This window comes from Micromonospora sp. NBS 11-29, assembly GCF_002140155.1.
Classification (GTDB): Bacteria; Actinomycetota; Actinomycetes; order Mycobacteriales; family Micromonosporaceae; genus Micromonospora.
The window spans coordinates 75632-101589 of sequence record NZ_NAPR01000031.1; the positions used below are offsets into that span (position 1 = coordinate 75632).

Annotated in this window: 17 protein-coding genes and 1 pseudogene; 12 read left to right on the forward strand and 6 right to left on the reverse strand. The window is 70.1% G+C overall.

Annotation, left to right across the window (positions count from 1 at the left end):
* Positions 1–342 precede the first annotated feature (342 nt).
* From B1205_RS27295 to B1205_RS33200, 4 genes are all read left to right on the forward strand, one after another.
* Positions 343–1161: a hypothetical protein gene (locus B1205_RS27295; RefSeq protein ID WP_140158155.1), complete on the forward strand. Its 819-nt coding sequence runs from the start codon at positions 343–345 to the stop codon at positions 1159–1161.
* Between the two features lie 756 nt (positions 1162–1917).
* Complete coding sequence (locus tag B1205_RS27305) at positions 1918–4809, forward strand: AfsR/SARP family transcriptional regulator (RefSeq protein ID WP_089158214.1); 2892 nt, start codon at positions 1918–1920, stop codon at positions 4807–4809.
* A 191-nt stretch (positions 4810–5000) separates the two neighbouring features.
* Positions 5001–6251 (forward strand): cellulose-binding domain-containing protein, encoded by a 1251-nt coding sequence (locus B1205_RS27310; protein WP_089158215.1) that lies wholly within the window; start codon positions 5001–5003, stop codon positions 6249–6251.
* A 16-nt stretch (positions 6252–6267) separates the two neighbouring features.
* Positions 6268–7359, forward strand: a complete 1092-nt coding sequence (locus tag B1205_RS33200) for a cellulose-binding domain-containing protein (protein ID WP_089158216.1) — start codon at positions 6268–6270, stop codon at positions 7357–7359.
* Between the two features lie 52 nt (positions 7360–7411).
* Here B1205_RS33200 and B1205_RS27320 read toward each other — a convergent pair whose 3' ends face one another.
* Entirely contained in the window at positions 7412–8458 is a 1047-nt protein-coding gene (locus B1205_RS27320; RefSeq protein ID WP_254910260.1) for a LacI family DNA-binding transcriptional regulator, read from the reverse strand.
* A 464-nt stretch (positions 8459–8922) separates the two neighbouring features.
* Here B1205_RS27320 and B1205_RS27325 point away from each other — a divergent pair, with 464 nt between their 5' ends.
* Genes B1205_RS27325 through B1205_RS27335 form a run of 3 tightly spaced genes read left to right on the forward strand, consistent with a single transcriptional unit; the run spans position 8923 to position 14720 of the window.
* Entirely contained in the window at positions 8923–12141 is a 3219-nt protein-coding gene (locus B1205_RS27325; protein WP_254910252.1) for an MGH1-like glycoside hydrolase domain-containing protein, read from the forward strand.
* Between the two features lie 32 nt (positions 12142–12173).
* Positions 12174–13697, forward strand: coding sequence for a family 43 glycosylhydrolase (locus tag B1205_RS27330; protein WP_176308828.1), 1524 nt, complete (start codon positions 12174–12176; stop codon positions 13695–13697).
* 24 nt (positions 13698–13721) lie between these two features.
* Positions 13722–14720 carry a LacI family DNA-binding transcriptional regulator gene (locus tag B1205_RS27335; protein ID WP_176308829.1) on the forward strand — a complete coding sequence of 333 codons (999 nt, stop codon included), beginning with the start codon at positions 13722–13724 and terminating at the stop codon, positions 14718–14720.
* Between the two features lies 1 nt (position 14721).
* Here the strand turns inward: B1205_RS27335 and B1205_RS27340 are convergent, their stop codons facing one another.
* From B1205_RS27340 to B1205_RS27355, 4 genes are all read right to left on the reverse strand, one after another.
* Positions 14722–16563, reverse strand: coding sequence for a glycoside hydrolase family 127 protein (locus B1205_RS27340; RefSeq protein ID WP_254910253.1), 1842 nt, complete (start codon positions 16561–16563; stop codon positions 14722–14724).
* A 77-nt stretch (positions 16564–16640) separates the two neighbouring features.
* Entirely contained in the window at positions 16641–17489 is an 849-nt protein-coding gene (locus B1205_RS27345) for a carbohydrate ABC transporter permease (RefSeq protein WP_089158221.1), read from the reverse strand.
* Positions 17490–17491: 2 nt separating this feature from the next.
* The gene (locus B1205_RS27350; RefSeq protein WP_089158222.1) at positions 17492–18370 is read right to left on the reverse strand and encodes a carbohydrate ABC transporter permease; all 879 of its coding nucleotides are present in this window, start codon (positions 18368–18370) and stop codon (positions 17492–17494) included.
* 3 nt (positions 18371–18373) lie between these two features.
* The gene (locus B1205_RS27355; RefSeq protein WP_089158223.1) at positions 18374–19672 is read right to left on the reverse strand and encodes an ABC transporter substrate-binding protein; all 1299 of its coding nucleotides are present in this window, start codon (positions 19670–19672) and stop codon (positions 18374–18376) included.
* A gap of 293 nt (positions 19673–19965) precedes the next feature.
* Here B1205_RS27355 and B1205_RS27360 point away from each other — a divergent pair, with 293 nt between their 5' ends.
* The 5 genes and pseudogenes from B1205_RS27360 to B1205_RS27380 all read left to right on the forward strand — a co-directional run bounded on the left by B1205_RS27360 (position 19966) and on the right by B1205_RS27380 (position 25074).
* Positions 19966–20382 (forward strand): nuclear transport factor 2 family protein, encoded by a 417-nt coding sequence (locus B1205_RS27360; protein WP_089158224.1) that lies wholly within the window; start codon positions 19966–19968, stop codon positions 20380–20382.
* 84 nt (positions 20383–20466) lie between these two features.
* Positions 20467–21012, forward strand: a complete 546-nt coding sequence (locus tag B1205_RS27365) for a TetR/AcrR family transcriptional regulator (protein ID WP_089158225.1) — start codon at positions 20467–20469, stop codon at positions 21010–21012.
* Positions 21013–21233: 221 nt separating this feature from the next.
* A complete protein-coding gene (locus B1205_RS27370; protein WP_254910254.1) occupies positions 21234–22634 on the forward strand; it encodes an SDR family NAD(P)-dependent oxidoreductase in 1401 nt (466 codons plus the stop codon).
* A 103-nt stretch (positions 22635–22737) separates the two neighbouring features.
* A pseudogene (locus B1205_RS27375) lies at positions 22738–24647 on the forward strand (hypothetical protein).
* A gap of 31 nt (positions 24648–24678) precedes the next feature.
* The gene (locus B1205_RS27380) at positions 24679–25074 is read left to right on the forward strand and encodes a hypothetical protein (RefSeq protein ID WP_089158226.1); all 396 of its coding nucleotides are present in this window, start codon (positions 24679–24681) and stop codon (positions 25072–25074) included.
* A gap of 607 nt (positions 25075–25681) precedes the next feature.
* On the opposite strand, the gene B1205_RS27385 is transcribed toward B1205_RS27380, so the two are convergent.
* The gene (locus tag B1205_RS27385) at positions 25682–25951 is read right to left on the reverse strand and encodes a hypothetical protein (protein ID WP_254910255.1); all 270 of its coding nucleotides are present in this window, start codon (positions 25949–25951) and stop codon (positions 25682–25684) included.
* Positions 25952–25958: the final 7 nt, after the last annotated feature.

Below are 25958 nucleotides of genomic sequence, written 5' to 3' on the forward strand. Positions count from 1 at the left end.
GTCGTCTCGCTCAGCACCTGCTCGATGGTCCGCTGCCGGATCTCCTCCGGCGGCTCGGCGATTTCCATCAACCGCGGCAGCGACCAGTCCCGCGGGTCCGGCCGGTACACCCGGCCCAGCAGATGAGGGCCGATCACCTCACTCGCGCTGCGTTCCGGTGGGTCCTGCGCCAACCGCCGGTTCAGCTCCATGACGGCCCCCTCTCCGACCAACCCCCAGCAGGGGATGTCCAGCTCCCACGATGCGCCCCGGCTGGCGACCGGCACAGTCCGCTTGCCGACTGCCGGCGCGAAATCCGCCGGCCGGGCGGGCAAGATGGCCAATCACCGAGGAGGAACCCGGATGACGTTTCGACCGTGGCGCGTGATGCTCACCGCAGCAGGTGCGGCGCTGATGGCGCTCACCGCCGCGCTGGCCGCGCCGCCGAGCGCCGGCGCCTGGAGCTACGGAGTCAACCGGGTCCAGACCGCCGCGGAGGACAGCCACGCCCAGACCGGGATGGGTCCGGGCTGGGTGATGTTGACCTACAAGGCCAACGGGCCGATGGTCGGCTATCTCTTTGCCCGGGACTTCGTCTTCGCCGACGGCACCGTCAAGACGAGCTTCGACCACATGGACATCCGGGACACCGGGGACAGTGCCGCGGGTAACACCGATGGCATCACGCGGTGGCCGTGGGGCTACGCCTCGGGCAGCTTCGGTGGATGCGCCTACGCCTACGGCACCAGCAAGTTCGCGATCGAGCGCACCGGCTTCATGAGCACCTCCTGCGCGGGCGGCCCGACGGTCGTGGGTTCCAGCAACGCCGACGGCTCGCCGGACTCGCTGCGCTGGTGGCACTCCGAGCAGGTGTTCTGCAGCGCCTCCAGCACCGATCCGCTGTGCAGCCCCTACGGGGTGTGGAGCGAGAACAAGGGTGGTGGACTGAAGGTGACCGTCAGCACGACCGCTTGCACCGTGTACGGCAACATCGGCGCGTCAGCCGCGTACGGGTCCGGCGCGGCGGCCCCCACGCACTACTTGGGCACGGTGCCGGCCGGCCAGCAGATCGACGTCCGTTACGTGACCAAGAGCCGCGCATACGTCATGGCCAAGTGGCACGGTCAACGTCTCACCGGCGGCATCGCCTGGGGGTTCTTCCCGCGTGGCTGCCTGAGCTGACGTCCACATGCCCGGCGGCGTCCGTGGCTCCCCGGCGACGACGGCCGGGCGGAAACAAGACCGGGCGGCCGCCGGTCCACGGATCCAGCCGCTTGTCAGCCGATGGATGGGGGCAATCTGGGACCGCATGCACGCCGCGCAGGTGCGTGGGATCAGGAATAGGAACGTGCTGAAGGGTGTCGGGCCTGACGTTACCGAATGGCGGCGTCGGCGGCATGACCGTCAGGTTCATCGACGTCGGAGAGCATCAAAACCGCTACCCGCGCCGGTTCTGAGCCCCGGCGCGGGGGGNGCAGAACCAACCGTTGTACGTCCACCCGTAGAGGCCGCGCTCCACGAAGACCCCCCACGCGTGGTTGCCGCTGTCCGCGAAGTGGTCGATGTTCAGGTGCGTGCCGCGACCCATCGAGTAGTCGGCACCGGACGTGTGCAGGGTCAGGCTGTTGGCGCACACCTCGTGGACGCCGGTGAGGTTCGCCCAGGCAGCCGCGGCGGGCTGCACATCGGCGACCATGACCGTCACCAGCGCGGCGGCCAGAGACGCGGTCGCGACGCCCCCGCGACGGAACAGTTTCGCTCGTAGGTGAGTCACATTGCCTCCAGGTGGTTGAGTGATTGCGTTTTCGCTGATCACCGTTTCAGCAATGCCTGAACGCTCACCTGAACATCTGACTGAACATCGGTGCATGACTATGGTGAGGACATCGCCCACAGTGATCGAGTGACCAGTGTCAAAACGGACGCGGAAAGGGAGCCGTGGAGATCAGAATCCTGGGCCCGTTCGAGGTACGCGTGGCCGGATCCCTCGTGTCGGTGCCACGACGGCAGGCACGGCTGCTCGTGGCCCTGCTGGCCACCCACGCCAACCAGGTTGTGTCGGTCGGTCGGATCACTGACGTGCTCTGGGAGGGGGAACCGCCGGTCACCTTCGAGAACCAGATCCAGGTGCACATCCGCACGCTGCGGAGACTGGCCCTCGACGGGGCGGCCAGTGATGCGCTGGAGACGCGCGCCAACCTCGGATACCGGCTACGCACGCCACCGGTGGCGGTCGATCTCGTGTCCTGGCAGCGACAGGTCGAAACGGCCGACCGGATGGCTGCCGCGGGCCGCCTGGCCGAGGCCGCTGCGGCCTATCGGCGCGCGTTGGAGTGCTGGCGGGGGCCCGCGCTCGACGGCCTGCGGGGCCGGTTCGCCGCCGAGGAGGCCGCAGTGCTGGAGGAAGGCCGGATGGCTGTCCTGCTACGCCGCCTGGACCTCGAACTGCGACTCGGCCGGTACGCGGATCTGGTCGCGGAACTGACCGCGCTGGTGCAGGCCCACCCGCCGCACGAAGGACTGCGGTGCCGGCTGATGGCCGCGCTCTACGGCGCCGGTCGGGCAGCCGAGGCACTGGCGACATACCGCGCCGGGTCACGGCTACTCGCCGACGAGCACGGCGTGGACCCCGGAGAATCGCTCGACCGTACCCACGCGGAGATCCTGGCCGGTGCCCCGGTCACGCAGGTCGTCGCTGGCCTCGTCAAGATCACCGCCCCGCCCGCCGGGCCGGCGTCGGGGCCAGCCACCACGGTGCCCCGGCAACTACCGGCCGGCGCTTCGGCGTTCACCGGACGCGCCGTCGATCTCGACCTGCTCGAGAAGTTCGCGCTCGACGAACGCGTCGATGACGTCGCCCCGGCCGCCGTCGTGGCCATCGTCGGCATGGCGGGTGTCGGCAAGACGGCGCTGGCGGTCCGGTTCGGCCAGCGGGTCGCCGACCGGTTCCCGGACGGACAGCTCTTCCTGGACCTGCGGGGCCACGATCCGGGTACCGCCATGCCGGTGGCCGAGGCACTGGCCCGCTGCCTGCGCGCGCTCGGGATGCAACCGGCGGCGATCCCGGCCGATCCGGACGAGGCAGCCGCGACGTACCGGTCCTTGATCGCCGGCCGCCGCGTGCTCGTGGTCCTGGACAATGCGGTCGACGCCGACCAGGTCCGCCCCCTGCTGCCCTGTACCGCCACCTGCCTCGCGGTGGTTACCAGTCGTCACCGTCTGTCGTCGCTCGTCGCCCGCGACGGGGCACGGAGAGTCGCGGTCGGACCGCTCGCCGCCGGCGAGGCACTGTCACTGCTGCGCCACATCGGCGGCGATCACCGGACACTGGCCGAGCCGCAGGCCGCGGCCAAGCTCGTCGAGCTGACCGCCGGTCTACCGCTGGCGCTGCGGATCGTGGCGGAGAAGGTGGCCGCCCTGCCCGGGACAGGCCTGGCCGACCTCGTCGACTCACTGGCCGACCCGCACCGCCGGCTGGACGCACTGGCCACGGTCGACGGGGATCCCACCACGGCGGTGCGGACCGCATTCTCGTGGTCATACCGGTCTCTGCCCGCCGACGCGGCGAGCACGTACCGGACACTCGGCCTGCATGCGGGGCCCGACTTCGGGCTGCCCGCGGCTGCGGAGTTGGCCGGCAGGTCGGTGTCCGAGACCCGCCGGCAACTGGAGTTGCTGGCCGCCGCGCACCTCGTCGTCCAGGAACCTCCCGGCGAGCGGTACCGGCTGCACGACCTGCTGCGCTGCTACGCCGCCGACCTCGCCCGGATCGGCGAGCCCGCCGAGTACCGGGCTGGTGCGGTCCGCCGGGTCCTGCGCTGGTACTGCCACACGGCCGCGGCCGCCGACCGCATCCTGCTGCCCCGCAAGCTGCACCCGCCAGCGAACCCGGCGGACGGCCGGGAAGACCCGGGTGACGGCCTGCACTGGTCCATCCTGGACGGGGCGGATCAGGACCGGGCGATGCACTGGTGTGAGACGGAGCACGCGAACCTCGTCGCGGCCGTGCACCAAGCCCACGACCTCGGCGAGGACGACACCGCCTGGCGACTGGCCGCATCGCTGTGGGGCTACTTCTACCTTCGTAAGCCGTGGACAGACTGGATCACCACCTATCGAGTGGCGCTCGGTTCGGCTCGGCGGTCCGCCGACGGGTACGGTCAGGCGTGGCTGCTCAATGGCCTCGGGGTGGCCCACTGGGATCTGCGCCGCTTCACCGAGGCAGTGGAGTTCCATCGCGAGGCCCTCATGCACTGGCGGGCGATCGGCAATCGCTGGGGCGAGGCCATGACGCTGAACAACCTCGGTGCTGCCCAAGCCGGGCTGCGGCGCTTCGTCGAGGCCGGCGACACCTTCCAGCAGGCGCTGGCCGTGCGACGGACCCTCGGCGATCGACACGGTATCGCGCAGACCCTGTCCAATCTTGGCCATTTCTACATTGAAGTAAGCCGATTCCGTCACGCCATCCGCTGCTGCGAGGAGGCAGTAACGATCTTCGACGAGGTTGATCGGCCCTTCGGCAAGGCCACCGCCCTGCACAACCTCGCCGCCGCCGCGCAGGGCCTCGGCCGCCTCGACGACAGCGTCCGGGCCTGCCGCGAGGCCCTCCGGCTACGACGGCACCTGGGCGACCGACAGGGCGTGGGCGACACGCTGTTCCTGCTCGGCAAGTCCCTGGCCGGAGCCGGCCAGTACGCCGAGGCGGACGAGTGCTGGCAGGACGCGCTCGCCGTACTCGAAAAGCTGGAGGACCCCCGTACGGCCGAGGTCCGTGCCCACATCTCGCATCACGGACGCCTCCAGTGCGGCCGGCGAGATCCGATCTACTGAGGTCTCGGGCTTCGAACGCCGCCACCGATCGCGGCCGCAGCCAAGCGGCCCCTCCCACGGCACCACGCACGCCTTGACGAAAACCTTTTCGGCAGCGATGGTGGTCGATGCATTCATCGGTTACGAACGTGTTGCGAGTGTGCCGGAGCGGCGGTCGGCCGAAGCCGTCACGCCGGCCGAGAGGAGAACCCATGGCTCCACCGAGAAGCGGCGTGCGGTTGGCGGTCGTCCTGACCGCCACCCTGGCCACCACCGCCGGCGCAGCGCTCGTGGTCACCGGCGCGCAGGCCGCCGCGGCCGGCTGCCGTGTCGACTACCGGGTGACCAGCCAGTGGTCCGGCGGCTTCGGCGCCGACGTGACGGTCACCAACCTCGGCGACCCGGTCAACGGCTGGACGCTTGTCTGGTCCTACCCGGCCGGGCAGACGGTCTCGCAGGCGTGGAACGCGAGCGTCAGCCAGAGCGGCAGCCGGGTCACCGCGACGAACGCCTCCTACAACGGGTCACTGGGCACCGGCGCCGCGGCCTCGTTCGGCTTCAACGGGGCCTTCACCGGATCCAACCCGGCACCCACCTCGTTCACCCTGAACGGGACGGCGTGCACCGGCACGCCGACCACCCCGGCACCGAGCACGCCCGCGCCGACCACGCCGGCGCCCACCCCCACCTCCGGCCCCACCACGCCACCCCCCGCTTCCGGCTGGAACCCACCAGCGAACCTGGTCGGCCCGCTCAATCAGGTGTGGCAGCACGTGGAGCAGACCTACAACAACGGCAACCCGCTCGGCTTCCGCAACTACGGGTGGGATCAGCTCTTCGCGAACCGGGGCGCCATCAACTACTGCGTCCGGTGGGACTCGTCGGCCAGCGTGACGGCCGCGCAACGCGACCAGGTCCAGGCCGCGCTGGCCCGCCAGTACAACAAGTGGATCAGCGTGATGGCCGGCCACAACGGCTTCCCGTACACCAATGTGCCGGTGAAGGTGGTCGGGTGGGCGGTGCGGGACCGCAACCAGTTGCAGTGGTCCGACAGCTCGGTTGACATCTATGTCAACAACATCCGGGAGAACGCTCCGCAGTGCAGCGAGCCGTGCGGCCGGTACTTCAACCAGAACGGCCAGTACCCGAACTGCCCGGGTGGCGCCGGCCACCACTACGACCACTCGCTCTGGCTGACCGACGGCTTCGCCGGCGGCGCCGGTGGTGACTGGGGTCAACGGGTCGGTCGCGAGTACTTCATGGGCAACCTCGGCAGCGACAACATCCACATCCTGCTGCACGAGATCGGCCACACCTACGGCCTCGACGACTTCTACGACTGGGATCCGCTGCCGGGTCAGGGCTTCATCATGAAGGCCGGCAGCGCCACCACGATCACCGCGTTCGACACCTGGATGCTGCGCGACTGGTGGCGGCACCTCAAGAGCCGATACGGCTACTGACGAAGGAGGTCCTCCGATGCGTACCCGTAGAAATCCCTTCCGTCTCGCGGCGGCGGCGCTCGCCGTGGTCCTGGCCGCCGCCGGAGTGGCGGCCGGCGGCACCGGCCACGCGGCCGCCGCCGGATGCCGGGTCGCCTACGCGGTCAGCTCCCAGTGGTCGGGCGGGTTCGGCGCGAACGTGACGGTCACCAACCTGGGCGACCCGATCAGTGGCTGGACGCTGCGCTGGTCCTTCACCGCCGGGCAGACGGTCACCCAGGCGTGGAACGCCACCGTGGCGCAGAGCGGCACCACGGTCACCGCGACCAACGTCGCCCACAACGGAAACCTGGGCAGCGGCGCGTCCGCGTCGTTCGGCTTCAACGGGTCGTGGAACAACGCCGCCAATCCGGTCCCGAGCACGTTCACGCTCAACGGGGTGACCTGCACCGGCGGCACCTCACCGACTCCAGGCCCGCCGAGCCCGACCGTCAACCCGACACCCGCGCCGACCGCGACGCCTCCCCCGGCCGGCGGCACCCCGCCGGTGCGGACGGTGCGCGTCTACTGGCTGAAGCCCTCGGACGTCGCGTACGACCAGCGGTGGCCGGACGGCATCGCCGCCGTGATGCGCGAGGCCCAGCGCTACTACCGGCAGGAGCTGGGCAAGACGTTCACCCTCAACAACCCGGTGGTGGAGGTGGTCAACGGCGACCACGTCAAGTCCTGGTACGAGAACACCCCCAACGGCTCCGAGCGGTACTGGTGGTCGGTGTTCAACATGCAGCAGGAGTTGATGCGCAAGCTGGGCCTGCGCTCCCCGGACAACCGCTGGCTCAACGTGGGCGAGATCAGCGCCGAGGGTCCGGGCGCCGGGGGCGGCGGCGGTGGCGGCTGGGTGATCCTGTGCCAGCACGACGCCGACGGCGCCGCCGGCGTGAACGGCCCGATGAACCGCTGGTACGGCGGCATGGTGCACGAGCTCGGCCACGCGCTCGGCCTGCCGGACTCCGCCTCGACCGACGGCACCCCGATGTCGGCCTCGTTCTACAACTACCCGAACACGCACTTCAGCCAGGCACAGAAGGACAAGATCCTCGCCGGCCCGTACGGCGCCTTCCTGTCCTGACGTCCGCCGGCCGGCCCGGCCCCGGGTGGGGTCGGGTCGGTCGGGTCGCGCGTCACCCCAGGGGCGCGACCGGCAGCCGGCCCGGCCCGGTGGGGCCGACGACCCCGCCCAGGTCGCCCGCCGGGCCGGTGGAGTCGCGCACCACCAGGCGCCCGGGGTGCCGGACGACGCCGCGTGCGGGATTGCCCTCCAGGGCGGCGAAGAGGTACCGGACCGCTGCGGCGCCGAGCTGTTCGAGGTTGAGGTCCACGGTGGTCAGCGGCGGCCGGCAGTCGGTGGCGAAGACCTCCCAGTTGTCGTACCCGACCACCGCCACGTCCTGGGGCGTACGCCGACCGAGGTCGCGCAGGGCCTCGATCGCGCCGGTCGCGATCTGGTCGTTGCCGCAGAAGATGGCATCCGTGTCCGGCGAGGTGTTGATGACCATCGCTGCCGCCTGCCGACCCCACCGCTGCGACCAGTCGCCGTAGCGCGGTCCGCCGCCGACCAGCGGCAGGCCCGCCTCGCGCAGCACCGCCTCCAGACCGACCACCCGGTCGCGGGCGGCCCGGTAGGTCTGCGGACCGGTGATGTGCGCGATCCGGCGACGGCCCAGCGAGACCAGGTGCTCGGCGGCGAGCCGCCCACCGCCCTCGTCGTCGGCCAGGAGGGAGAGGTCGTCCGGGTCGTCCGACTCGCCGTAGACGTAGACGGCCGGCACCGGCAGGTCACGGCGGAGCGACGGTCGGACGTCGTTGGAGTCGCCGAGGATCACGAACCCGTCGACCTGCCGTGACAGCAGCGTACGGATGTGGTGCTGGCGGCGGATGACGTCGCCGCGGGCATCGCACAACAGCACACACATCCGCTCGTTGCCCAGCGCGTTCTCGACTCCGCTGAGGACCGGGAAGGCGAACCGTTCACCGAGCGTCTCGGTGAGCAGCCCGACGGTGTGGGAGCGTCCGGAGATCAGCCCGCGCGCCAGCCCGTTGGGCTGGAACGAGAGCTGCTCGGCGGCCTGCTGCACCCGGCGACGGGTGGCGGGGGCGACCTGCTCCCGGGCGTTGAGTGCCTTCGACGCGGTGGCGACCGACACTCCGGCCAGCTTCGCCACATCCATCAAAGTCACCGACTGCGTACGTCGTCTACCCACCGGAATCCCTTCGGGGCCGGACCGGTGCTGGGCCATCGAGGCGTACCGACTATACCGGCTTTCGAAAAGGATTTCGAGAACCGGTTCGCGCGGTCTCCGACCGGTCGCTCGACGCGGCTCCGCCGCACCCCCCACCGAAACCTTTTCGGCCACCGGAATCCCGCGAAGGCACAGCTGGAAGAGCCTTCGAGCTGTCCGATGCATTGACATATCCCGATCAGGTGCTATGTTGCTGAAAAGGTTTTCGGTCAGTGTCGGCGAGGGCAGCCGGCTGGCCGGGCGAGTCGATGGTCGGCGGCCGGGCGTCGACCACCGACGCCGCTCCCGTCCCCGACAACGAAAGGTCGCGGTGAGTACCCATGGACACGTGGGCTCCTCCCGGAAATCCGTCCCTCACCCGAGCCCGGCGACTCGCCGGCGCAACGCTCGCCATGATGGTCGTCAGCGCGCTCACCACGGTGGCCGCCGGCCCGGCACAGGCGGCGCAGCCCATCGGCTATCCCACGTTCGGCGGCGCGGCGGTCCCCCAGCCGCCGGTCGGGTACACCACCGGCAACATGATGCAGTCCATCTACGACGCGGAGAAGGCGGGCACCGACTTCTGGATCGACCGGCTCCTGTCCCGCTCCGGCGGCGCCGATCCGTCCGACGCCGACGGCGGGATCCTGATGACCCGCGGCCGGGCGCTGTTCATGAAGCAGCACAACCCCGCGGTGATCGGCTTCGGCGGCCGGGTGGCGTACTGGGAGAGCATCAGCGACGCCGCCGCCTACTCGATCGCGCTGAGCCCCGGGACGTTCACCGAGCAGAGCGGCCAGCGGTGGCAGGCGCCCAGCCACTGGCGCGGCGTGTACACCAGCGGCGCGGTGCAGGCCACCGTCACGAAGTTCATCACCGACAACAACGTCGCCGTGACCAACCTGTCGATCCGGAACACCGGCCCGGCGTCGACCACGCTCACCCTGCGGGCCACCTCGCCGTACGCGTTGACGGGCAGCGGCACCGAGCTGACCGGGTCGACCGGGGTGAAGAACGGTCTCACCACGCTCACCACCCGGCTCGCCGGCGACGGCTTCGCCGCCTCCGGCGGCGCGTTGACCCGCTCGGTCACGATCGCGGCCGGCGCCACCGTGCAGACGAAGGTGGTCATGGGCTTCACCGCGCGGGAGATCCCACAGTCGACCACCGACTACGTCGCCTACCGCGACGCCACGCCCGATGCGGCGTTCGCCACGCACGTCCGCGCCTATAACAGGTGGTGGGCCGAGAACGTGCCCTACATCGACGTGCCGGAACCGGCGATCAAGAAGAACATCTACTACCGCTGGTGGCTGATGCGCTTCAACCACCTCGACGCCAACATCCCGGGGCAGACGTTCCAGTTCCCGACCTCGGTGGAGGGCGCGCTGGGATACAACAACGCGATCGCGCTGACCCAGCCGATGCACATCGACGACCTGAAGTACCTGCGCGACCCGAAGTACGCCTACGGCGACTGGCTCTCGGTCGGCCAGGTGTCCCGGGGCGGCCGTTTCGTGGACAACCCCGGTGACCCCGAGAACTGGTCCAACAGCTACACCCAGTACATCGCCGAGGCGGCCTGGCGCAGCTACCAGCTCCACGGCGGCCAGCCCGCCATCGCGGGGAGCCTGGCTCGCTACGCCGAGGGCGACGTCAAGGGACAGCTCGGCTACTACGACCGCGACGGCAACGGCGTCATCGAGTACGACTGGGGCGCGCTGACCGGCAACGACGCCGACGCGGTCTCGTTCCACTGGCGATCGGGCAATCTCGACCGCGCCGAGGGCGCCTACCAGTACAGCGGCGCACTGGCCGCCGCCCAGGCGTACGACGCGGTCGGCAACTCGACCAAGGCCGCCGAGATGCGCACGTTGGCCACCCGGATCCAGAACGCGATCGTCAGCGTGCTCTGGAACCCGTCGGACAACCTGCTGGAGCACCGACATGTGGCCACCAACGCCCACGTCCCGTGGAAGGAGATCAACAACTACTACCCGTACGCGGTCGGCCTGATGCCGACGACCGACCAGTACAAGCAGGCCCTGCGGCTGTTCGCCGACCCGGCGGAGTATCCGATCTTCCCGTTCTACACCGCCAACCAGCGGGACAAGGCCGCCGCCGCGGCCGCCGGCAACCCGGGCAGCAACAACTTCTCCACCATCAACTCGACCGTGCAGTTCCGGCTCTTCTCCTCGGTGCTGCGCAAGTACCCCAACCAGTGGATGAGCGCCGAGGACTACAAGAAGCTGCTCTACTGGAACGTCTGGGCGCAGTACGTCAACGGCGACACCCGCTGGCCCGACGCCAACGAGTTCTGGGCCAACTGGAACCCGGGCAGCCAGCGCATCGACTACCGGTCCTGGATCCACCACAACATCCTGGGCAGCAGCAACTGGACCGTGATCGAGGACGTGGCCGGCCTGCGACCGCGCAACGACAACAAGGTCGAGCTGTCGCCCATCGCCATCGGCTGGCCCAACTTCACGGTCAACAACATCCGCTACCGCAACAGCGACCTGACCATCGTCTGGGACGACCCGGCCGACGGCGTGGTGCGGTACCCCGGCGTCCCGCAGGGCTACTCGATCTACATCGACGGCAGCCGGGCCGCCACCGTCGACAAGCTGGTGCCGTTCGTCTTCGACCCGACCGGCGGCACGGTCAGCTTCCCCGGCGCCACCGCCGGCGTCACCTTCAGCACGCCGGTGCCCGGGATGCGGGCCCCCAACCAGGTGGTCCTCGACGACGCCAGCACGGTGGACCTGCTCGCCAAGGCCGGGGTGGACCTGACCGCGAACCTGCCCAACCTCGCCGCCGGCGCGTCCGTGACGACGTCGAGCACCGCGAGCGGCACCAGCGCCGCCGCGGCGATCGACGGCCTGCCGACCAACGAGCCGTTCTGGGGCGCGGGCGGGTCCGCCGCCCAGGACTGGTACGAACTCAACCTCGGCTCGGCCAAGACGGTCGACGAGCTGCGGCTGTACGTCAAGGACAGCCGGCCGGGCAGCACCACCTACCGCCCGCCCGCGTCGTACCAGGTCCAGTACCACGACGGCAACGGCTGGGTGAACGTCAGCGCGCAGGTCGCCACGCCGGTGACGCCACAGGGCAACTACAACAACGTCCGGTTCACCGCCGTGACCGCGCAACGGATCCGGGTGCTGCTGACCCACGCGGCCGGTTCCCGCTCCGGCCTGACCGAGGTGCAGGCGTACCGCCGGGGCGGCACCACCCCGCCCCCACCGACCGGCACCTCCTACGAGGCCGAGGCGAGCGGCAACACGCTGTCCGGCCAGGCCGCGACGCGATCGTCGGCCGGCGCCTCGGGCGGCGCCCTGGTCGGCTACGTCGGCAACGGCGCCGCCAACACGCTGCGGTTCAACAACGTCACCGTGGACGCGGCCGGCCCGCGCACGGTCACCGTCTCCTACGCCTCGGGTGAGGCGAGGTCGATGCAGATCAGCGTCAACGGCGGCGCCACGGTCACCGTGAACGCGCCGAGCAGCGGCGGCTGGGAGACCGTCGCCACGGTCCCGGTGACCCTGAGCCTGACCGCCGGCGCGAACACCCTCACCTTCGGCAACACCGCCGGCTGGGCGCCGGACCTCGACCGGATCCAGGTCGGCTGACCCCGCGCCCGCCCCACACCGAGAGGAACCTTATGGACCCGTCCCGGCACCCCCGCCGGCGCACCGGTGGGGCCGCCGCCGCGGTGCTGCTGATCGCCGCGCTCCTGCCCCTGCTCGCCGGCACGCCGGCTCAGGCCGTCGACGCCTTCGGCACCACCATCGTCAACCAGGCCAACGGAAACTGCGTCGAGGTGCCCGGTGGCGCCGCCACGAACGCGCTGCAACTCGTCCAGGCCGGCTGCGGCGCCGGCGCCCGGCAGACCTTCACCGTCACACCCGTGGCCGGCACGACCGACCGGTACACCGTCACCACCCTCACCGCCGGCAGCTGCGTCGACATTTCCGGCGCATCCACCGCCGACAACGCCGCGGTCATCCAGTACGCCTGCCACGGCGGAACCAACCAGCAGTTCCGGCTCGCGGCCAACGGGGCCACCGGCACCGTCAACCTGGTCTCCGTCGCCAGCGGCAAGTGCGTGGCTCCGGCCAACGACGCTGGCGCGGCCGGCACCGCGCTCGTCCAACTGCCCTGCGCCACCGCCGCCAGCCGGACCTGGCGACTCACCGGCCATCCGGGTGGCGGACCGAACCCCGGTCCCCGCACGTACGCCAACCCGATCAAGGCGAACGGACCCGACCCGTGGTTGACGTACCACGAGGGCTACTACTACCTGGCCACCACGACCTGGAACAACACCGTCACCATGCGGCGGTCCCGGACGCTGGACGGGCTGGCCGGCGCGGCCGACACCGTGCTGTTCACGCTCACCCGGCCCAACGGGGCGGGCACCATGTGGGCGCCCGAGTTCCACCTGCTCGACGGCCCGAACGGCAAGCGCTGGTATCTCTACTACGTCGCCGGCCGCCAGCCGTACGACCTGGGCACCCAACGCATTCACGTGCTGGAGAGCGCCGGCACCGACCCGATGGGACCGTACACGTTCAAGGCCGACCTGCTGGACCCGACGGCTGACAACACCTGGGAACTCGACCCCAGCGTCATGCGGCTCAACGGCAAGCTCTACCTGCTGGGCACCTACTACAACGGCGCACAACCCAACTTCATCCGCGAGCTGAGCAACCCGTGGACCGCCGCCGGCACCCGGCACCTGCTCTCCACCGCCACCTACGGCTGGGAGACCGTCGGTGGCGCGGTCAACGAGGGCGCCGAGGTTCTGCAGCGCAACGGCAGGACGTTCATCATCTTCTCGGCCAGCCACTGCAGCACTCCGGACTACAAGCTCGGCATGCTCACCTGGACCGGCGGCGATCCGCTCAACTCATCGTCGTGGGTGAAGTCGCCGCAGCCGGTCTTCCAGCGCAGTGACGCCAACCGCGTGTACGGGCCCGGCCACAACGGGTTCTTCAGGTCCCCGGACGGCACCGAGGACTGGATCGTCTACCACGCGAACAGCTCGGCCTCCGGCGGCTGCGACATGAACCGCAGCACCCGGGCGCAGAAGTTCACCTGGAACGCCGACGGCACGCCGAACTTCGGCACTCCGGTCGCCACCGGCGTCCGGCTGCCGGCCCCCTCCGGCGAGCCGACCGGCTGACCCGGTCCCATGGGGCACTCGATCATGCGCGACGTCGCGCGGCTGGCGGGGGTGTCGAACCAGACGGTCTCCCGGGTGCTGAACGCGCACCCGCACGTCCGGGACGACACCCGCCGCCGGGTCCTGGCGGCGGTGCAGGCGCTGGGCTACCGCCGGAACCAGGCGGCCCGCACGCTTGTCACCCGCCGCTCCGGGACGCTGGGGATCATCGCGTACGAGAGCGCCCTGTACGGCCCGACCTCCATGCTGTACGCGATCGAGGGCGCGGCCCGGTCCGCCGGCTACTTCGTCACCGTGGCGGGGCTGCGCGACCTGGACCGCCGGTCGGTGCTGGACGCGGTCGACCGGCTGCGGCAACAGTCGGTCGAGGGGATCATCACGATCGCCCCGAAACCGGTCGTGGCCGGCACGCTCGCGCAGGTGTCCGACGACCTGCCGGTCGTCGGGGTGGGCGGCGGACAGGACGAGGCACTGCCGAGCGTCCAGATCGACAACGCCGCCGGCGCCGGGCTGGCCACCCGCCACCTCCTCAACCTGGGGCACGCCACGGTGCACCACGTGGCCGGTCCGGCCGACTGGCCGGAGGCGAACGAGCGGGCCGACGGGTGGCGGGCCGCCCTGCACGCCACCGGTCGCCCGTCCCCGTACGCCACGCCGGGGATGTGGACCGCCCGGACCGGCTACGCGCAGGGCCGGAGGCTGGCCCGTGACCCGTCCGTCACGGCGATCTTCTGCGCCAACGACCAGATCGCACTGGGAGTGCTCCGCGCCCTGCACGAGGCGGGCCGTCGGGTGCCGGACGAGGTCAGCGTGGTGGGGTTCGACGACACGCCCGACGCGGGATACTTCCTGCCCCCGCTGACCACGGTGCGGCAGGACTTCGCGGAACTCGGCCGCCGCAGCCTCGATCTGCTGTTGGCCCAGCTCGACGCCGCGGGTCACCAGTCCGCGCCCGAACGCGTCCTCCTGCTCCCGCACCTCGTCGTCCGGGCCAGCTCGGCGGCGCCGCCGCAGTCGAGCTGAGTCAGGCCAGCGGCAGCCAGACCCGCATCGCGGACGGCCCCCGGTTGGCCCAGGTGTGGTACGCGACCAGCGGAACCTCGACCGGCTCCGGTCCCGCCTCGACCGGCGGAGCGGTCGGGCCACCGTAGGGCCAGTCGTGCTCGGCCCGGTCGAGCTGCCGGCAGCACACCAGCACCCGGCCGCCGGCGTGCCGGGGCGGCCGGGTCGGGTCGACGCGCAGTCCCTCGATGTCGGTGCCGGACGGCAGGTCCGGCGACTCGACCGCGCACACCAGCGGGCCGCGTTCGACCGCGACGCATCCGCGGACCGCGTCGATGCGGGGGTCCGGATAGGTGAACCGGGGCTCCACCGGCAACGTCAGGACGACTTCCTCACCGCCGCGCCACGTCCGCCGTTCGTTGACGTAGCCCGGGCCCACCGGGCGGGTCCGCCCGTCGACGGTCAGCGTCGCACCTCGTCCCGCCCAGTCCGGCACCCGCAACGACAGTGTCCAGGGACGCTCGTCGGCGCTGTCGACGCGTACCCGGATCAGGCCGTCGTCCGGGTAGTCGGTGGTGACGGTCACCCGCCGCTCCCCGGCGTCCGGCGGGCGGTGGACGATCGTCGCCGGGGCGTACTGGTGGATCTGGAGGCCCTCGTCGTCGGTGGTGGCCACGTACGACGCGAGGCTGGCCAGGACGCGCGCCACGTTCGTCGGGCAGCACGACACCTCGAACCAGGGCGCCCGCTGGGCCGCCTCGGCGCGGATGCTCGGCCGGTCGGTGTCGGGCGCGGCGCCGGGCTCGCGGCGGTGCAGCGGGTTGGTGTAGAAGAACGACCGGCCGTCGGCCGCCGGCGCGGCCGCGACCACGTTGAACAGCGTCCGCTCGATGAGGTCGGCGCAGCCGGGGTCGCCGGAGGCGAGCAGCAGCCGCCAGGCCAGCATCACCGAGCCCACGGCCGCGCACGTCTCGGCGTACGCGCGGTCGGGCGGCAGCGCCCAGTCGGCGCCGAACGCCTCGTCCTGGTGCCGGGAGCCCTGCCCGCCGGTGAGGTGGGTCCGTCGCGCCACCGTGGCGCGCCACTGGTGCCGCACCGCCTTGAGTAGCCCCGAATCGTCACGCTCGACGGCCACGTCGACCGCCCCACAGGCCAGGTAGTTGGCGCGGACCGCGTGCCCCCGCAGCACGGTCGCCTCGCGTACCGGCGTCTCGTCCTGGAAGTACTCCCGCCCCCACTCGACATCGCCCAGACGGCCGTGGCCCCGCCGGTCGAGGAAGAGCGCCGCCTGGGCCAGGTAGCGGTCGTCGCCGGTGGTACGGGCGAACTCGACCAGGGCGGTCTCGATCTCCGGATGCCCGCACAGTCCGTCGAGCCCGTCCGGTCCGAACGTGTCGCAGACGTTGTCGGCGACCCGCCGGGCGACCGCCACCAGCCCGTCGTCGGCGTCCGGCCGGGTCCGGGCACGGGCGACGGCCGCCTGGAGCAGGTGGCCGGCGCAGTACAGCTCGTGGCCCTGCCGAAGGTCGGACCAGCGGGGTGGTTGCCCCCGGTGGCCGAATGCCGTGTTGAGGTAGCCGTCGGCGTCCTGGGCCCGCGCGACCCGGTCGACGACGCGGCGGAAGGTCGACTCCAGGCTCGCGTCGCCGCCGCGCCCGATCTCCCACGCGAGCGCTTCGAGGTACTTGTAGACCTCCGAGTCGGCGAACTCGCGTCCGCGGCGCGCGTCGCCCGGATCGCCGGCGGCGGTCAGGTCGAAGTTGCCGATCCAGCCCGCCCGCTCCAGCCAGTGCCCGATGTGCGGCAGGCTCGCGTCCGCGTTGACCGACTGACGTCGGGCCCAGAAGCCGCCGGTGATGCGCACCTCACCGATTCCGAGTGGCCGCCACCGTCCGCGGGTGGGTCGGACGGGTGACGCCGTGGGCACGCCGACCACCATGCTCATCCCTTCAGCGCGCCGGACATGAAGCCGCGCACGTAGTGTCGTTGGAGCAGCAGGAACAGCAGGACACACGGCAGGGCGAGCACGACGACGCCCGCTTCGGTCGCGCCGTAGTCGACGACGCCCTGGACCTGGCCCCGGAGGTTGGCCACGGCGAGCGGCAGGGTCATCCGGTCGGAGTCGTTGATGAGGATCAGCGGCGCCATGAAGTCGTTCCACGAGGCGAGGAACGCGAACAGTCCCACCGTGATCAGGCCGGGTTTGACCGCCGGGAGGAGCACCCGGCGCAGCGCGCCGAACGACGAGCACCCGTCGACCATGGCCGCCTCGTCGAGTTCGCGGGGCACCGCCTCGAAGGAGATCCGCATCAGGAACGTGGAGAACGGCAGCTGGAACATGGTGAGCACGAGGGCGACGCCGACCAGCGAGTTCTGCAACCCGACCCGGTTCAGCAGGACGTAGAGCGGGATGAGCAGGGTCGCGTACGGCACCATCAGGATGGCGAGGGTCAGCAGGAACAGCGCGTCGCGGCCGGGAAAGCGGAACCGGGCGAACGCGTATCCGCCCAGCAGGGAGACCGTCAGGGTGAGCGCGACCGTCAGGAGCGACACCAGCGCGGAGTTGGCCAGGTAACGCCAGACGCCGGCCTGGTAGCCGGCGAGGGTCTCGTAGTTGCCGAACCCCCATCCGTGCGTCTGGTTCGTGCCCGGGTGCGGGGAAACCGATGCCACCGCCGTCCAGACCAGCGGAAAGATGAAGATCAGCGCCAGCGCCCCGGTGAACACCCAGTACGGGGTGCGCAGCGCCACCCCGGCGACGGTGAGGGTGGACCGGGAGTCGACGGCCATGCTCAGTGCTCCTCGGGTCGGAAGGCGCGCAGTTGCAGCGCGTTGAGCAGCACCAGGGCGAGCAGGACGAGGACCGACAGCGCGGCGGCGACGCCGAGGTCGTTCTGGCCCTGGAAGGCGATCAGGTAGATCAGTTGGACCACGGTGACCGTGCTGTTGTCCGGGCCGCCCTTGGTGAGGAGGTAGAACTGTTCGAAGGCGAGCAGGGAACCGGTCACGCAGAGCACGGTCGCCAGCGCGAGCGTCGGACGCAGCAGCGGCAGGGTCACCCGCCGGAAGATCTGCCAGCGGCCGGCGCCGTCGGCGCGCGCCGCCTCGAACACGTCCGCCGGAATGCTCTGCAGGCCGACCAGCATGAGCACCATGTAGAAGCCGGCGTAGCGCCAGACGACCAGGAACACCGTCGAGAGCAGCGCCGCGTTCGGCGAGCCGAGGAACGTGAGGTCCAGCCGGCGCATGAGGGGCGCGAACGGGCTGGCGTACGGCGAGTAGAGCACGTAGAACAGCAGGGACGCCGAGGCCAACCCGAGCGCGCTGGGAATGAGGAACGACGCGCGCAGCAGGTTGTTCCACCGGCTGGACTCCTGCACGAGCAGTGCCATGCCCAGCCCGAGTGCGATCAGCAGCACGGTGGCGAGCAGCGTGTACTTGACGGTGAAGACGACCGAGTCGTGGAAGAGGCGGTGACTCACCGCCCGGGTGAGGTTGTCCGGTGCGTTCAGCCCCTGGTCCCCGGCGAGCAGCGGCCACCGCGACGCCGCCATCTTGAGGACCAGGAGCAGAGGTACGACGAACAACGCCACCACGAAGACGGCGGTGGGTGCGGCGTACAGCCAGCCGAGCAGTCGGGATCCGCGGCGGCCCGGTGCGGTGGTCTGCATGCTCTACTGCTTCAGCACGGCGGTGATCTGGTCGTTCTGCTTCCGGATGTCACCGCCACCCTGGAGAACCTGGCTACGGACCAGGGCCAGCCACGGGCTGCCCGGGGCGTTGAATGCCTGCTGGAAGTTCAGCGCGACCGGCGTGTCTCCCCGACCGGCCAACTGGTTGATGGTGACCAGGCGAGGATCCTGCGCGGCGTACCTGTTGTTCGCCAGGTCGGCGCGCGACACCACGTCCCTGTTCTTCGCCAGCACCTCGACCTGGGCCTGCTCGGACATCATCCAGTTGAGGAAGTTCCAGGCCTGTGCCGACTTCCTGGAGTCCTTCGACACGCCGATGCCGTCGCCGCCGACGAACGTCGACGCCCCGCCGTCCGGGCCGGGAATTCCGGCCACCCCGACGTCGAAGGGTGTGGAGGAGAGCAGCGTCGCCGGGTAGAACATCAGGCCGACCTTGCCCTCGGTGAAGGCGGCGGTCCAGGTCGGACCGGTCTCGCCCGCCGAGGACGGCAGGACGGCCCCGGAGCGCCACAGGTCCGCCCAGGTGCGGAACACCTGCTGCGCGGTGTCGCCGGCGAGGTCGGACGTGGCACCGTCGGCGCCGAGCACCTCACCGCCGGCCGCCCAGATCGACGGGAACCAGGTGAACGCCAGGCAGCCGCCGCAGTTGAGGCCGGTGGCCGTGCCGTAGACGCCGTCCCGGCCGATCGCCTGGACGGCCTTGGCGGCCGCAGCGTACTCGGCGAGGCTGGCCGGTGCCTTGTCCGGATCGAGCCCGGCCTCGGTGAACAGCTTCTTGTTCCAGAACAGCATCGACAGGTCGAGCACGAACGGCAGCACGTGCTCCCGGCCGTCGCGGGTGCCGGCGGCGAGGTGGCCCTTGTTCACGGCTTCCTTGAAGTCGAGGCCGTCGATGTTGGTGGTCAGATCCCGGAACAGGCCCTGGCTCACCCAGTTCGGCACGTACACGACGTCCGCGGCGAACAGGTCCGGCAGGCTGCCGGAGCCGGCCGCCGCGCCCACCTTGGCGACATAGTCGTCGTTGGGGACGACGGTCAGCTCGACCCGGTTCCGGTGGCCGGCGTTGTACGCCTCCACCAGGAGTTTCGCCTGCTTCTCCAGGGGCGCCCGGGTCCACAGGGTCAGCTCGCTGCCGTCGTCGACCCCGGTCGCGCCGGCCTGGGCCAGTCCCTGGTCGTCGCCGCCGTCGTCACCACCGCATGCCACCGCGCCGAGCACCAGCACCGCCGACATGACCGCGGCCAGCGTCCGCCGACGGGCCAGACCCGGTGTGGATGTCATGTCGGCCTCCCGTTGTCTGAAGGAGCCGGACCGCGTGCGGACCGCACCCTGCCCGAAAACCTTTTCGGAAATTCTTGACGCCACTTTGGCAAGTGTCAATACCTCAGCGAAGGAGCGAGCCTCGCGGCGGCACCGACGGTTCGCAACGCCGCCGGCCAGCCCACGCCGCACCCCGCCGAACTTGACAGCCCACGTTTGTAAGTGGTTAATTACTTACATACGGGCCACGGGTGAAGGCGGTGGCACCAGGCGCCTTCGATGTGACCGCACACCCATCCTCAGGAGTCAGACCCATGAGCGACACCGCCGCCGACGTCCGCGTTACGGCCCAGAAGACCTTCAGCAGCCACATGGCCCACCTGGCCGCCGGCCGGGGCACGGACTGGGTGAACCTGTTCACCGAGGACGCGGTCCTGGAGTTCCCGTACGCGCCGACGGGTTACCCGTCCCGCGTCGTGGGCCGCGACGACCTGCTCGCGCACCAGGAGGGCTTCTCGAAGACGTTCCGGGTCGAGTTCACCGAACTGCACTACTACGAAACCGTGGACCCGTCACTGGTGATCGCGCAGCTCAAATGCACCGGACTCGCCCTGGCGACCGGCCGACCCTACAACCAGACCTACCTCTCGGTCGTCGAGACCCGAGACGGGCTGATCAGCCGATACGTTGACTTCTGGAACCCGCAGGTGGTCATGGACGCGGTTGCCTGACGCCGTAGAGTCGAGAGCGGGCGGTCCGTTCTGTTCGACGGCCCACCCTCTCTCGATCACTAATGAGATTGGTTACTCACTTACATGGGCAGCGAAGGGAACCGGCGTTCCACGGCGGAGGTGCGCCGAGCCACGGTCATGAGCACAGCCATCAAGACCTTCGCCGCGCGCGGCTACTACGGCACCTCGACGATGGACGTCGCCACGGCGGCCGGCATCTCGCAGGGCTACCTCTACCGGTTGTTCAAGGACAAGCCGACACTTTTCGCCGCGCTGATCGACTACTGCTCCGACCGCCTGCGCGAGTCCGTGGCCGTCGCCGCCGCCTCGGTGCGCGGCACCGACCCGGAGGCCGCGCTCGCCGCCCTGACCGCCTCCTACGACGACGTCATCGCCGACCGCGACGTGCTGATGATCCTTCTGCATGCCCAGGGCAGCGCGAGCGAGCCGGTCATCGGCGAGGCCCTGCGGCGCTGCTATGCGCGTCAGGTGGAGTACATCCGGTCGGTCTCGGGCGCCTCGGACGCGCAGATCCGCCGCTACTTCGCCGATGCGCTGCTCAGCAATGTCGTGGTGGCCATCGACGCGGACACGATCGACGCGCCGTGGGCACGCACACTTCGTGCGTGAGCCGGTCGAGCCGCCGCCGGTGAGACGGTGGTGAGATCCCCCGACTTGCTCCCGCGCCACATGCTCTGACGCATGTGACTGGCGTTGACATCAGCGCCCACGCTTCCTTGGGCTGCCGAACAGACGCGGATGCGTCCGAGGCCGTGTGGTGCGTACAGTTCCCAGTCGGACTTGGGGTCGGNATTAACGAAACCGGCCAAGATGGCATTGACCGCGGACAGTTGGAAACCTGCCTCAGCGTCTTCGAGGCGTTGGAGGCCCTGCCTCCCGATCATCCCGACGTGGTGCGGGTGCAGCGGGCCACCGCGAAGCTCTACAAGGTGATCAAGCAGCGGCGACGCGAGGAACGGCGGGATGCCATCGCGGCGGCCGACCGCGCGGTGACGGCGGCCACCGCCACCGGCGCCCCGGGCCGGATCGACGACGAGACCCAGGGCATCCCGCTCGCCTCCCCCACCGTCGGTGCCACGGCCGGCTTCCTGCACAATCCGCGCGGCTGCTACGTCTGCAAGCAGCGTTACCGCGAGGTGGACTCCTTCTACCATCAGCTCTGCCCGCCCTGCGCCGCGCTTAACCGGGAGCGCCGGGACGCCCGCACCGACCTGACTGGCCGGCGCGCGCTGCTCACCGGCGGCCGAGCCAAGATCGGCATGTACATCGCGCTGCGGCTGCTGCGCGACGGCGCGCACACCACGGTGACCACGCGGTTTCCCCATGACGCGGTCCGCCGATTCGCCGCGATGCCGGACAGCGGGGACTGGCTGCACCGCCTGCGAATCGTCGGGATCGACCTGCGCGACCCCGCCCAGGTGATCGCCCTCGCTGACTCGGTCAGCGCCCAGGGACCACTCGACATCCTGATCAACAATGCGGCGCAGACCGTCCGCCGCATGCCCGGGGCGTACGCTCCGCTCGTCGCCGCGGAGGCGGCGGCCCTGCCGGACGGCCCCTTGCCGGAGCTGATCACGTTCGCCAAACCTGCCGGTGAGGGCGACCCGGCGGGCCTGATCGCCCCGCAGTCGGCCACGGTCACCCCGCAGACGCTCACCGCGTTGGCGCTGACCAGCGGCTCCGCCTCGCCGGAACGGATCGCGGCAGCCACCGCCATCGACGCCGGCGGTCTGGTGCCGGACCTCGATCCGGTCAACAGTTGGGTGCAGCGGGTGCACGAGGTGGACCCGGTCGAGTTGCTCGAAGTGCAACTGTGCAACGTCACCGCGCCGTTCGTGCTGGTCAGCCGGCTGCGACCGGCGATGGCCGCAGCGACCGCCCGTCGGAAGTACGTGGTGAACGTGTCGGCGATGGAGGGCCAGTTCGCCCGCGGCTACAAGGGGCCGGGGCACCCGCACACCAACATGGCCAAGGCCGCGCTGAACATGCTCACCCGGACCAGCGCCCAGGAGATGCTGGCCGACGGCATCCTCATGACCAGCGTCGACACCGGCTGGATCACCGACGAGCGGCCCCACCCGACGAAGATGCGGCTGGCGGACGCCGGCTTCCACGCCCCGCTGGACCTGGTCGACGGCGCGGCCCGGGTCTACGACCCGATCGTCCGCGGCGAACAGGGCGAAGACCTGTACGGCTGCTTCCTCAAGGACTACGCGCCCTGCGCCTGGTGATCAGCGGCCGGTGTCCGTCGGTGACCGCGCGAACAGCCGGATATGCGCTTCTCCGACTGGCGTTCGCTCCGTAGGATCTCCGGCGATCAAGGGGGATGACACGGTGGGCGATTTCGAGCAGTTCGTGGCGGGTGTGACTTCGCGTCTGTCCACGATGTCCAAGAGTGAGTTGTACGTCGTCGGCGACGGTCTCGACCGGGACTCACTCTGGCTCACCTTCCTCGATTCCTTCCCCGCCGGCACCAATCTACGGTTCCGTGAGCGATCCGAGTACGACTGTTCGACCTGCCGCGGTTTCATCAAGCACTTCGGCAACGTCGTCGAGATCCACGACGGGCGGGTCCGTACCCTCTGGTCCGGGGTGTCGGCATCCGACCCGGTCTTCTCCGTCGTCGCCGCCGCTCTGGACGAGTTCGTTCTCTCGCTACCGTTGTCCACCATATTCCGGTCCGCGCAGGCGCAGTACGGAACGAAGACCACCCGAACGCTGCGCGACGGCCAGGTCGAGGTGTGGCACCACCTGCACGGCCGGGTGGAGAAGCGGCATCGCGTCGAGGACGTCGGCGCGGCGCAGGGCACCTTTGACGCCGCGGTGCAGGTCTTCCAGCGTGGCCTGGCCGAGCTGACCCGGCCCGCTCTGGACACCGTCGTCGACCTTGTCGACGACAACGCCCTCTACCGCGGCGCGGAACATCGCCGGGCGGTGACCGAGTTCCGCTCGCTGCAGAGCCGGTGGACCCAGGCCGCCGACCGACGTGCCTTCGTCTTCGCCAACGCGATGAACCCGGCAGCCCGGTTCCGCAACACGGTGCTCGGCACCCTCGTCCAGGACCTCTCCGCAGGCGTCGACCTGGAGCAGGCGGTCCGGTCGTTCGAGGCAAAGGTGGCGCCGCAGAATTACCAGCGCCCCACGGCTCTGATCACCGCGGGCATGGTCAAGGCCGCCATGAAGACCATTGTCGAGTTGGGCATCGAGGAGTCGTTGCAGCGACGGTTCGCCCGGCTGTCCGACGTGTCGGTCACCAACGTGCTGTGGGTCGACAACGACACCCAGGCACGGATGAAGGACGGCATCGAAGGGCTGCTCATGCAGGCGGCCACCCCCCGGTCGTCAGGTGCGTTCCTTCACGACGCCAAGCCGGAGGAGATTCCCGTGGTCTCCTTCATGAAGGACATCCTGCCCGGCGCCGCCACCATCGACCTGTGGGTCGCCAACGCCCACGAGCCGAACCTCGTCAGCCTCACCACCGGCCGGCACCCGACTGCTCCGCGGTTGTTCAAGTGGGACAACGATTTCGGCTGGTCGTACGGCGGCAACGTCACCGACTCGATCCGGGAGAGGGTCAAGCGGGCCGGCGGCAACGTCACCGGCAAGCTGCGGGTGAGCCTGTCCTGGTTCAACCACGACGACCTGGACCTGCACGTGTACGAACCCAACGGCGACCACATCTGGTACCAGGAGAAGCGCAACAAGCTGGACGTCGACATGAACGCCAGCGGGCCGCTCTCCCGCGAGCCGGTGGAGAACGTCACCTGGACCGACCGCGTCCCCGACGGTGAGTACCGGATCGAGGTGAACCAGTACCGCAAGCGGGACAGCGCCCAGGTCGGCTTCGTGATCGAGACCGAGAGCAACGGGAAGATCGAGCAGTTCAGCCACGAGCGCGCGGTCGGCCACAAGGAGACCGTCGAGGTGGNNAGTTCGTACCGGTGTCCACCATCATGTACTCGCCGAACTACTTCGACGACAACGAGGTCGGCAACCGGCACTATTTCTTCATCCTGAAGGGGTGCGTGAACGACCAGCCGACGCGTGGGATCTACAACGAGTTCCTCCGCGGCGACCTGCAGCCGCACCGCAAGGTGTTCGAGGTTCTCGGCGACCGCACCAAGTGCGAGCCGACTCCGGACCAGCTTTCCGGCCTCGGCTTCAGCTCCACCGTCCGCAGCTCCGTGGTCGCCAAGGTGACCATGACCGGCGGCCGACGCCGCCTCATCAGCATCCAGTTCTGATTCCCCACCCAGAAATCGGAGAGAGGCCACCGTGACCATTTTCGAGCAGGCCACCCGGGAGAAGTTCCGCTACCCGTCGGCCAAGGGACTGCTGACCACGGAGCAGCTGTGGGAGCTTCCGCTGACCGCCAAGTCCGGCTTCAGCCTCGACGATGTGGCCAAGGCGGTCAACGCCGAACTCAAGGCCGTCGACACCGAGTCGTTCGTGGCCACCGAGGCCAATCCGGCCAAGGCAACCTTGGAAATCAAGCTGGAGATCGTCAAGCACGTCATCGCCGTCCGCCTCGCGGAGGACCAGGCGGCGAAGGCGGCGGCGGCCAAGAAGCTGGAGAAGGAGAAGCTGCTGGCGGTCCTGGGCCGCAAGCAGGACGCGGTCCTGGAAAACCTGACCGAGGCAGAACTGCTGGCCCGGATCAACAACCTGTAGCCGGCCGACATCAGCGACTGCCAGCGGGCCGAAAAGTACGGTCGCCATGCAAGATCCGCCCCGGCGCCCTTGCGCCGGGGCGGCGGAGGGAGAACTGTTCGTGCGGACACCGGCGCAGGCCGCCGCCTAGTCAAGGGCGCCGAACCGGCTGACCCTTCGTCGACGGCTGGGTCCGCACCCGCCAGGTCCGCCCAGGTTCGTCCACCCGGAGCACGGCCCGCCCGCCGCCACCAACTTGTCGACCACCGCCTGGACCCGCGGCCAGCGCACCTCGAACGGCTCCCTCCGGCCGCCGCGGACGTGGATGTCAACGTGCATGCGGTTCTTGACTGCCTTTGGCTCCGGCACCTTTCAAGAAACGACACCCCGGGCCGGACGCCGTCCGGGTCCCTCAATGAAGGTGCCGTCCTCCCACTCGTCCTCGGTAACCTTGAAGTGGGTCTTCCACGCTTCCCAGGTGGCAAAATCCTTCCGGTGGTGCGGCCGGGACGTCGAGGGTCAACGACCACTGCTCTGACATCGCCACACCATAGACCGCAGACCTCACACCGAGGGCCGGGCCAGTCACGGCCCGATCAGGACACACCTGTCCCGCCAGCAGGCACGGTCAGCAGAACCAGCCGTCCTGCACCCAGCCGCGCCGGTTGATGTGACCGTAAGCAAACCCGTAGACGTAGCCGCCGCTGCGGGGACCCTCGACCAGGAACGTCTGACCCTGATAGAGAGTGCCCATCCAGGCGCCGACGGGCTGAGTGCGGACGAACAGGTCACTCGCGCACACCGTTTCCCGCTCCCCGATCGTGCCGTTGGCGGCCTGCGCCGGGGCCGGCATGGCGAGTGCCGCGGCAACGACTGCGACCAGCAGGCCGGCGGTCACCCGGGTG

Bases quoted from the DNA above. Each gene is read 5' to 3' on its own strand.
- B1205_RS27295 (WP_140158155.1), top strand. From the start codon at position 343: ATGACGTTTCGACCGTGGCGCGTGATGCTCACCGCAGCAGGTGCGGCG.
- B1205_RS27310 (WP_089158215.1), top strand. From the start codon at position 5,001: ATGGCTCCACCGAGAAGCGGCGTGCGGTTGGCGGTCGTCCTGACCGCC.
- B1205_RS33200 (WP_089158216.1), top strand. From the start codon at position 6,268: ATGCGTACCCGTAGAAATCCCTTCCGTCTCGCGGCGGCGGCGCTCGCC.
- B1205_RS27320 (WP_254910260.1), bottom strand. From the start codon at position 8,458: ATGGATGTGGCGAAGCTGGCCGGAGTGTCGGTCGCCACCGCGTCGAAG.
- B1205_RS27325 (WP_254910252.1), top strand. From the start codon at position 8,923: ATGATGGTCGTCAGCGCGCTCACCACGGTGGCCGCCGGCCCGGCACAG.
- B1205_RS27330 (WP_176308828.1), top strand. From the start codon at position 12,174: ATGGACCCGTCCCGGCACCCCCGCCGGCGCACCGGTGGGGCCGCCGCC.
- B1205_RS27335 (WP_176308829.1), top strand. From the start codon at position 13,722: ATGCGCGACGTCGCGCGGCTGGCGGGGGTGTCGAACCAGACGGTCTCC.
- B1205_RS27345 (WP_089158221.1), bottom strand. From the start codon at position 17,489: ATGGCCGTCGACTCCCGGTCCACCCTCACCGTCGCCGGGGTGGCGCTG.
- B1205_RS27350 (WP_089158222.1), bottom strand. From the start codon at position 18,370: ATGCAGACCACCGCACCGGGCCGCCGCGGATCCCGACTGCTCGGCTGG.
- B1205_RS27355 (WP_089158223.1), bottom strand. From the start codon at position 19,672: ATGACATCCACACCGGGTCTGGCCCGTCGGCGGACGCTGGCCGCGGTC.
- B1205_RS27360 (WP_089158224.1), top strand. From the start codon at position 19,966: ATGAGCGACACCGCCGCCGACGTCCGCGTTACGGCCCAGAAGACCTTC.
- B1205_RS27365 (WP_089158225.1), top strand. From the start codon at position 20,467: ATGGGCAGCGAAGGGAACCGGCGTTCCACGGCGGAGGTGCGCCGAGCC.